The organism is Comamonas sp. GCA5 (genome assembly GCF_036541385.1).
In the GTDB taxonomy this organism is placed as follows: Bacteria; Pseudomonadota; Gammaproteobacteria; order Burkholderiales; family Burkholderiaceae_C; genus Comamonas; species Comamonas aquatica.
The window spans coordinates 1-8,610 of the sequence record NZ_JAZHFR010000113.1; the positions used below are offsets into that span (position 1 = coordinate 1).

Annotated in this window: 4 protein-coding genes and 2 pseudogenes; 4 read left to right on the plus strand and 2 right to left on the minus strand. The window is 69.2% G+C overall.

What is annotated here, in order from left to right; genetic code table 11:
• Window positions 1-318, minus strand: a pseudogene (locus SJH88_RS17510) (hypothetical protein); the annotation flags it as partial.
• Here SJH88_RS17510 and SJH88_RS17515 point away from each other — a divergent pair.
• Both SJH88_RS17515 and SJH88_RS17520 read left to right on the plus strand, forming a co-directional pair.
• Window positions 319-2,832, plus strand: coding sequence for a hybrid sensor histidine kinase/response regulator (locus SJH88_RS17515; RefSeq protein WP_274755222.1), 2,514 nt, complete (start codon window positions 319-321; stop codon window positions 2,830-2,832). It begins immediately after the preceding pseudogene.
• 217 nt (window positions 2,833-3,049) lie between these two features.
• Window positions 3,050-4,584 (plus strand): annotated as a pseudogene (locus SJH88_RS17520) (methyl-accepting chemotaxis protein).
• Between the two features lie 30 nt (window positions 4,585-4,614).
• On the opposite strand, the gene SJH88_RS17525 reads toward SJH88_RS17520, so the two are convergent.
• Window positions 4,615-5,238: a LysE family translocator gene (locus tag SJH88_RS17525; protein ID WP_042413175.1), complete on the minus strand. Its 624-nt coding sequence runs from the start codon at window positions 5,236-5,238 to the stop codon at window positions 4,615-4,617.
• Between the two features lie 99 nt (window positions 5,239-5,337).
• Here SJH88_RS17525 and SJH88_RS17530 point away from each other — a divergent pair, with 99 nt between their 5' ends.
• Both SJH88_RS17530 and SJH88_RS17535 read left to right on the plus strand, forming a co-directional pair.
• On the plus strand, window positions 5,338-6,822 hold the full coding sequence (locus SJH88_RS17530) for an aminotransferase-like domain-containing protein (protein WP_274755223.1): 1,485 nt from the start codon (window positions 5,338-5,340) through the stop codon (window positions 6,820-6,822).
• A 195-nt stretch (window positions 6,823-7,017) separates the two neighbouring features.
• Window positions 7,018-8,610, plus strand: a 1,593-nt coding sequence (locus SJH88_RS17535; RefSeq protein ID WP_274755224.1) for a methyl-accepting chemotaxis protein, incomplete at its 3' end; no start/stop codon positions are given.

The following is an 8,610-nucleotide window of genomic DNA, read 5'->3' on the forward strand; positions in this document are numbered from 1 at the left end:
CCCCGGGGGGCCGAAGCGCCCCCCGCCGGACACCGATACCGCCAGCGCCGACACACCGGCCAGCCCGCCCCCGGCACCGGCCCCTGTGGCGCCACCACCGCCCAGCCTGCCGGCCTTCCAGGCCGCCCCGGAAATCCTGCCCACGGCCTCGCTGGGCCAAGGCCTGGCCAGCACCGCGCAGATCGAGCCCGATCTGGCCTTCCTGCAAGAGGCCGAGCTGTTGTCGCAAGAGCTGGAAGCCCGCATCACCGCCTGGCGCGCGACCCGGCCAGCGCGCTGCACCCCGACACCGACGCCCTGGCCCAGGCCCTGTCCCACTTGGCCTGGTCCTCGGGCTGCACCGAAATCGCCTCGCTCGCGCACCTGCTGCAGCGCTGCCTGCAGCGCATGCCCGCACAGGCCAGCCCGGCCCAGCGGCAAAGCTGCCAGCACGCCAGCGACGAAATGCGCCGCCTGCTGCACCAGTTCGCGGCTGGCTTTCTGCGCCGCGCCCACCCGCAGGTGATGGAGGCCTTGCACCAGTTGTACGCCAGCCTGCCCGTGCCCAGCACGCCACAGGACGCCCTGCCGACTGCTGTGGACACCGCACCGGACGCACAGGCGCAGGACGACACCACCGCTGCTGCGGACACGCACACCCCGTCACCGGCCTCCGCCGCAGCCGACGCCCTGGCCGAGCCGGCCGTGGAAGCGGCCAGTGCCGCCCCCGTGCTCGATGCCATGCATTTCTCCGTTTTTGAAGAGGAAATGCTGGCCGTCTGGCCACGGCTGCAGGCGGCACTCAAGCAGTGGCTGCAGACCCCCACCGACAGCGCGGCGCGCCAGACCGTGCTGCGCTGCCTGCACACCCTCAAGGGCAGTGCCCGCCTGGCAGGGGCCATGGCCTGGGCCAGCCAGGTGCATGCGCTGGAAGGCCTGGCCCTGGAGGTACAGTCCGAGGCCGGCCCGTGCGGCCCGGCTTCGCTGCAGCCGCCGCTGGAGGCCTTGCGCATCGCCTTTGTCGCCCTGCAGCAGGAGATGGCCGACCGCCACCCCGAGCGCCTTGCCCAGCGCTGGCAGCACAACCCGCTGGACACCGTCACGCGCCACGCCCAGGCGCTGTGGGCCACGCACGACGCGGGCAGCAGCGCCCTGGCCGCCAGCCAGTTGAGCCTCCACGCCCTGGCCAGCGGCCTGCAACAGCTGCGCCACCACATCAAGGACTGCGCCGCCTGGGCCGACACCTTGGTGCTGCACGGCGACCTGGAGCTGCCCTACGAGTGGCACGAAGAACTGCATGCCCTGGTGCAGGCCCTGGACCGCTGCACCGACGACGCGGACACCGTGCACCAGCAGTTGCAGCACAGCCTGGCCGACACCCACAACGCACTGAACACCCAGGGCGGCCACCTGCGGGCCTTGCAGCACACGCTGCTGTACGCCCGCCTGGTGCCGCTGAGCCACTGGCAGGAGCGCCTGGACAGCTGCGTGCAGCTGGCCGCACAGGACACCGCCAAGGCCGTGGAACTGGTCTGGCAGGACGGTGAGGCGCTGCTGGAGCGCAGCGTGGCCGATGCCCTGACCCCGGCGCTGGAGCACCTGCTGCGCAACTGCGTGGCCCACGGCCTGGAAACACCCGCACAGCGCAGCGCCGCCGGCAAGCCGGAGACCGGGCGCATCCAGCTCAGCGTGCACACCCAGGGCACGCAGCAGATCCTGCGCCTGCAGGACGACGGCCGCGGCCTGGATGTGCCCGCCATCCGCAGCAAGGCCCAGGCCCTGGGCCTGCTGCCCGCCGACGCGGTGGTGGACAACGACCGTGCCGCCGCCCTGATCCTGCACCCGGGCCTGAGCACGGCCACGGCCGTCACCGAGCTGGCGGGCCGCGGCATTGGCATGGACGTGGTCGCCGACACCATCACCCAGCTGGGCGGCAGCCTGCGCATCAGCAGCACCGCGGGGCAGGGCTGCTGCTTTGACATCTGCCTGCCCGCGCCCCCCCAGGTCGAGCAGGTGCTGGCCCTGCGTGCCGGCAGCTGGCGCGTGGCCCTGCCGGCGCGTGCCCTGGAAAGCGTGCGCCGCGTGCCGGCCGCCGTGGCCGAACAGGCGCTGGCGCAGGGCATGCTGAACGATGAGGCCACCGGCCCGCTGCCTCTGTACTGGGCTGGGGCCGTCTGGCAGCAATCTGCGCGCAGCCTGGAGCCTGCCCTCGACGGCACGCGCAGCCTGCTGATCGTGCGCAGCGACACCGCGCGCTGGGGCTTGCTGGTGGACGAAATCCTGGGCACGCAGGAGGTTACCCTGCAGGCGCCGGCAGAGCTGGCCGTGCCGGTGCCCGGTCTGCTGGGGATTGCCGCGCAGCCCAGCGGCCAGGTGCTGCAGGTCTACGACCCGGCCGCCGTGCTGGGGGCCCATGAGGCGCGCCAGTTGGCACAGCAAGGCCACGCCGCGCCGCCGCCGTCCAGCGAGGCCGAACCGCTACGTCCCCTGGTGCTGCTGGCCGATGACTCGCTGAGCGTGCGCCGCCTGGCCCAGCACCTGCTGCAATCCAGCGGCTACCGCGTGGAAACCGCCGAGGACGGCCTGCAGGCCTTGCACACGCTGGAAAACGGCGAAGTGCCAGCACTGCTGATTGCCGACATCGAGATGCCGGACATGGACGGCCTGGAACTGCTGCGCCGCCTGCGCGCGACCGAGCGCTTCCAGCGCCTGCCCGTAGTCATGCTGACTGCCCACAGCGCCGGCCCGGTCAGCCACCAGGCGATCGACCTGGGGGCGCAGGCGTTTCTGACCAAGCCCTATTCCCCCAACGAGCTGCTGGCCGTGGTGCGCCGCTTCGTCCAGGCCCCCTGATTCGCCACCACAGGCCGCGGCCCTGCGCCCGTTCGTCACAAAAAATACAACACTTTACAAACAGCGGTTGCCTCCTACATTTCGCGGGAATCGCCGTGACTACGCTCCCCTCTGATCTGCCTGTCGCGCAGTAGCTCCCGGCAGCAACCCAGGTGGGTTACACGTCTGAGACGGAGAGCTATCCGCTCGCGCCCCATGCAGTTCCTAGGAGCTACGGATGCGCAACAACCAGCCTGTGTCACAGAACGAGTTTGTGATTGCGGACAACGCGACGCTGATGTCCACCACCGACCCGCAAAGCCGCATCAACTACGCCAATGCGGCGTTCATCCACGCCAGCGGCTTCACGCAGGAAGAGCTGGACCACCAGCCCCACAACCTGGTGCGCCACCCCGACATGCCGCCCGAGGCCTTCGCCGACCTGTGGGCCACGCTGAAGGCCGGCGAGCCCTGGTCAAGAACCGCCGCAAGAACGGCGATTTCTACTGGGTCCGTGCGAATGCCGTGCCCATCGTGCGCAACGGTGTGACCAAGGGCTACATGTCGGTGCGCACCAAGGCCGACCGGCAGCAGATCGAGCAGGCCGAGGCCTTGTACAGCGCCATGCGCCAGGGCCAGGCCAAGGGGGTGCGCCTGCACAAGGGCATCCTGGTGCGCACCGGCCTGGGCGTGCTGCTGTCACTGGGCAAGCTGATGTCCGTGCGCACCCGGGTGCGCCTGAACATGCTGGGGCTGTGCGCGCTGAGCCTGCTGGGGCTGGCGCTGCTGGAAGGTGTGCACCCCTTCAACTGGCCCATGGCCGGCATGCTGGTGGCTGCCTGCGCCCTGGGCTGCGTGCTGCTGGAGTTCCAGTTCGCACGACCCATCGAGCAGCTGCGCCAGCAGGCGCTGGATGTGGCCACGGGCAACAACCGCAACGCCCTGACCGTGGATCGGGTCGACGAGATCGGCATGACCATGCGCACCATCAGCCAGCTGGGACTGATGTTCCGCTGGCTGATCGATGACGTCAGCCAGCAGGTGATCAACGTGCGCTCGGCGGTGGAGGAAATTGCCAAGGGCAATATGGACCTGAGCGAGCGGACCGAGCGCTCGGCCGCCAGCGTGCAGCAGACGGCATCGTTCATGGAGCAGATGACCAGCACCGTAGAGCAGAACGCCGGTACCTCTGCCCAGGCCGCCCAGCTGGCCCAGCAATCCACCCAGACGGCGCACCAGGGCGGCGATGCCATGCACAAGGTGACGGATGTGATGGCCGAGATCGCCAACAGCTCCAGCCGCATGAACGACATCATCGGCACCATCGACTTGATCGCCTTTCAGACCAACATCCTGGCACTGAATGCCGCCGTCGAAGCGGCCCGCGCTGGCGACCAGGGGCGGGGCTTTGCCGTGGTGGCCGCCGAGGTGCGCGCCCTGGCCCAGCGCAGCGCCACGGCCGCCAAGGAGATCAAGGTGCTGATCACGGCCTGCGTCGACAAGGTGCAAAGCGGGGGCCACATGGTGGCCGCCACCCAGACCGAGATCGAAACCATGGTGCAGCAGGTCCAGCAGGTGTCCACCCTGATCGCCGACATCAGCGCGGCCACGCGCGAGCAGCGCGACGGCATCATGCAGGCCAGCGAGGCCGTGGGGCAGATGGACTCGGCCACCCAGCAAAATGCCGCCCTGGTCGAGCAAAGTGCCGCGGCCGCGCAGAGCCTGGAGACGCAGACCCAGCGCCTGGTCGAGGCGGTCCGCGTCTTCCATTGAGCACGGCCCGCCGCCGGCGGGCCTTGTGCCTCAGCCGTGCGGCACCAGCAGGGGGTACAGCGACAACAGCAGCAAGGCCGCCATCACGCCGTTGAACACCTGCAGCGCGCGCGGCGACTGCATCCAGCGGCCGATCACCGTGCCAAACAGCGTCCACACGCTGATGCACGGGAAGTTCACCACCAGCATCACCAGCGTGCCGAGCAACAGGCTGGGCCAGTAGCTGCTGGGGGTGGTGTAGGCCGCAACCACGCCCACGGACATCAGCCACGCCTTGGGGTTGACCCACTGGAACGCCGCCGCCTGCCAGAAACCGAAGGGCTTGCCCTTGGCATCGGCCGTGCCCGCCTGGCCCGATGTGGCGATCTTCCAGGCCAGCCAGACCAGGTAGGCCGCGCCCAGGTACTGCAGCACCGTGTACAGCTGCGGCAACTGCTCGAACAGCGCGCCCAGCCCGGCGCCCACCAGGAACAGCATCAGCGAACACCCGACGGTGATCCCCAGCATGTGCGGCATGCTGCGCTGGTAGCCGAAGTTGGCCCCCGAAGCGGTCAGCATCACATTGTTGGGGCCCGGCGTGATGGAGCTGACAAAGATGAACGTGGCCAGCGGCAACAGCATGGAACCGGTGGACACATCGAGCGCGAGATTCATGGCGAGCACCTTCTTGGAGGTTGGAAATCAAGGCTTGCATGCTACGGCGCTTCACCAGTACAGTACCAATACAGTTCACCGGCTCACTACACCCACTGTATGGATCCAAACACCCGGCCAGTTCGCAGCAGCAGTACCCCGGCCCGCGCCCTCAGCGCCAACGACCTGGGCTGGCACCCCCAACGTGGCCATGGCCTGCCGCCGCTGGTCGACCAGTTGGTGCAGCACTGCCAGCAACTGCTGCGCAGCCACAGCCTGCGCGCGGGTTCGCGCCTGCCCTCGGTGCGACAGCTGGCCGATGGCAGCGGCGTCAGCCGCGACACCATCGTCCAGGCCTACGACCGGCTGGTGGCCCAGGGCCTGGTCGGCTCGCGCCCCGGGGCCGGCTTTTTTGTCAGCGCCCAGCGCAGCCCCACGCTGCGCCGGGCCGCAACCAGCGCCACGCCCACGCTGTCGGCCGACAAGGCGTTCGACACCCCGTTCCTGCTGCGCAGCATGTTCCGCACCCAGGACGACGTGCGCTTTGATGGCAGCACCGGCCTGCTGCCCCACAGCTGGATGGACCACGGCATGCTGAATGCCGCCGTGCGCGCCGTGGGCCGCAGCGCGGGCGCGCAGCTGTTGGGCTATGGTGCGCCGCAGGGTTATGCGCCGCTGCGCCAGCAGCTGGCGGCCTACCTGCTGACCCAGGGGGTGGCGGTCGACCCCGAGCAGGAGCTGATGACCGTCACCGGCGTCACCCAGGGCATGGACCTGGTGCTGCGCAGCCTGCTGCGCGCCGGCGACACCGTGCTGGTGGAGGACCCGACCTGGTTCATGGTATTCGGGCTGCTGCGCTCCATCGGCGTGCAGGTGCTGCCGGTGCCGCGCCGGCGCGACGGACCGGACATGGAGGTGCTGGAGCGCCTGGCGCGCACCCACCGCCCCAAGCTGTTCATCACCAACACCGCCGTGCACAACCCCACGGGCTTCAGCCTGACGCTGGCCGCCGCGCACGATGTGCTGCGCGTGGCCGAGCAGCAGGACTTCCTGATCCTGGAAGACGACACCTATGCCGACTTCCACCCCGGCCAGCCGGTGCGCCTGGCCACGCTGGACCGGTTGCGCCGCGTCATCCTGATCGGCGGGTTCTCCAAGACCCTGGCCGGCAGCCTGCGCGTGGGCTATCTGGCCGCGGCCCCCGAGCGCCTGCGCGCGCTGACCGATGCCAAGCTGCTCAGCGGCCTGACCAGCCCGGAGCTGGGCGAGCGCGTGGTCCACCGCATCCTGGCCGAAGGCCAGTACCGCAAGCACGTGCTGCGCCTGCGCGAACGCCTGGACAGCACGCGCCACCGCTGCCTGCGCCTGGTGGAAAGCCTGGGCCTGCGCTTGCACCAGGAACCGCTGGCCGGCATGTTCGTCTGGGTGGACACCGGGCAAGACACCGAAGTGCTGGCCCGCAAGGCCGCCGGGCAGGGGCTGCTGCTGGCGCCGGGGGTGCTGTTTTCGGCCGACCAGCAGCCGTCGACCATGCTGCGCCTGCCGGTCTCGCTGGCGGACGAGCCGGCCACCTTGCAGGTGCTCAGCGCCCTGCTGGCCCAATAAGCCTTAAAACAGGCTCTGACGCTTGTTGCACAAGCGCAAGCAGCTATGGTTTTCGCTAGCACCAGTGTCGCACTGCGGTGGCAGACGGCCGATCAAACGGGACAAATCCGCGCTTCTCGCGCCACCGCCGGGGTTGCGGGCGCGCCTAATAGCGCTTACTCACGTTCCACACCACAACCACGGGAAGTCACTTGCATGGGACTCAATAACCTCAAAATTGGCCGCCGCCTGGCGCTGTCCTTCGGATTGGTTCTGCTGATCACTGCCACGATTGCGGGCCTGGGCATCTGGCGCCTGCAAACCCTGGGCCAGGCCATGGACCAATTGACCCGCGAAGACAGCCAGCGCCTGCAGGCCACCAACGAATGGCGCCAGGGCATCGAGTTGAACTGGATGCGCACCCGCGCCGCCATCCTGAGCCCGGACGCCCACCACTTTGCGGAGCTGCAAAAGGAGATGGCCGAGACCTCGAAGTCGGTCGATCAGCTGCGCACCACCATCGAAGGCCTGATCCGCACCGAGGCGGGGCGCCAGTTGGTGGTCAACATCGACAAGGCGCGTGCCGCCTACCGTGATCCCCGGGCCGAGCTGCTCAAGCGCCGCGCCGCGGGCGAGGACGTGTCCGCCGCCCTGGACCAGCAGCTGGTGCCGCTGGCCGAGGCCTACAACCAGTCCATCCGCCAGTTCGAGCAGCGCCAGCAGATGCTGTACGAACAGACCCGCGATGCCGCCACGGCGCAGGTCCATCAGAGCCAATGGATCATCCTGGTCTGCACTGCCATCGCCCTGCTGACCGGCGGCGTAGCCGCCTGGCTGCTGAGCCGTTCCGTCACCGGCCCTCTGCAACTGGCCGTGCGCAGCGCCGAGCAGATTGCCGAGGGCGACCTGACGCAATCCATCGCGGTCCAGGGCCGCGACGAGACCGCCGCCCTGCTGGGCGCCCTGCAGCACATGCAGACGCGGCTGGCCGAAGTGGTCTCCGGCGTGCGCAGCAATGCCGAGAGCGTGGCCACGGCCAGCGCACAGATCGCACAGGGCAACAGCGACCTGTCCAGTCGCACCGAAAGCCAGGCCAGCGCCCTGGAAGAGACCGCCGCGTCCATGGAGCAGCTGGGCACCACCGTACGCCAGAATGCCGACAACGCCCGCCAGGCCAACCAGTTGGCCTTGACTGCCTCCAACGTAGCCGCCCAGGGCGGTGAGGTGGTGACCCAGGTGGTGCACACCATGCGCGGCATCAATGACAGCAGTCGCAAGATTGCCGACATCATCGGCGTCATCGACAGCATTGCCTTCCAGACCAACATCCTGGCGCTGAACGCGGCGGTGGAAGCTGCGCGCGCTGGCGAGCAAGGCCGTGGCTTTGCCGTGGTGGCCAGCGAAGTGCGCAGCCTGGCACAGCGCAGCGCCGATGCCGCCAAGGAAATCAAGCAGCTGATCACAGCCAGCGTCAATCAGGTGGACCAGGGCACGCAACTGGTGGACCAGGCCGGCACCACCATGACCCAGGTGGTCAGCGCGATTGGCCGCGTCACCGACATCATGGGCGAGATCAGCGCCGCCAGTACCGAGCAAAGCCAGGGCGTGGCCCAGGTGGGCGAAGCCGTCACGCAGATGGACCAGGCCACCCAGCAAAATGCCGCCCTTGTGGAGGAAAGCGCCGCCGCCGCCAGCAGCCTGAACAGCCAGGCCACGCAGCTGGTCAACGCCGTGGCGGTGTTCCGCCTGCCCGGCCAGGCCCAGCGGGACACCCACCAGACCGCCGTCGCCGCGCAGGGCCATCGCCCG

Excerpts from the sequence above, each read along its gene's own strand:
- SJH88_RS17525 (WP_042413175.1), bottom strand. The coding sequence starts at position 5,238 with ATGAATCTCGCGCTCGATGTGTCCACCGGTTCCATGCTGTTGCCGCTG.
- SJH88_RS17530 (WP_274755223.1), top strand. The coding sequence starts at position 5,338 with ATGGATCCAAACACCCGGCCAGTTCGCAGCAGCAGTACCCCGGCCCGC.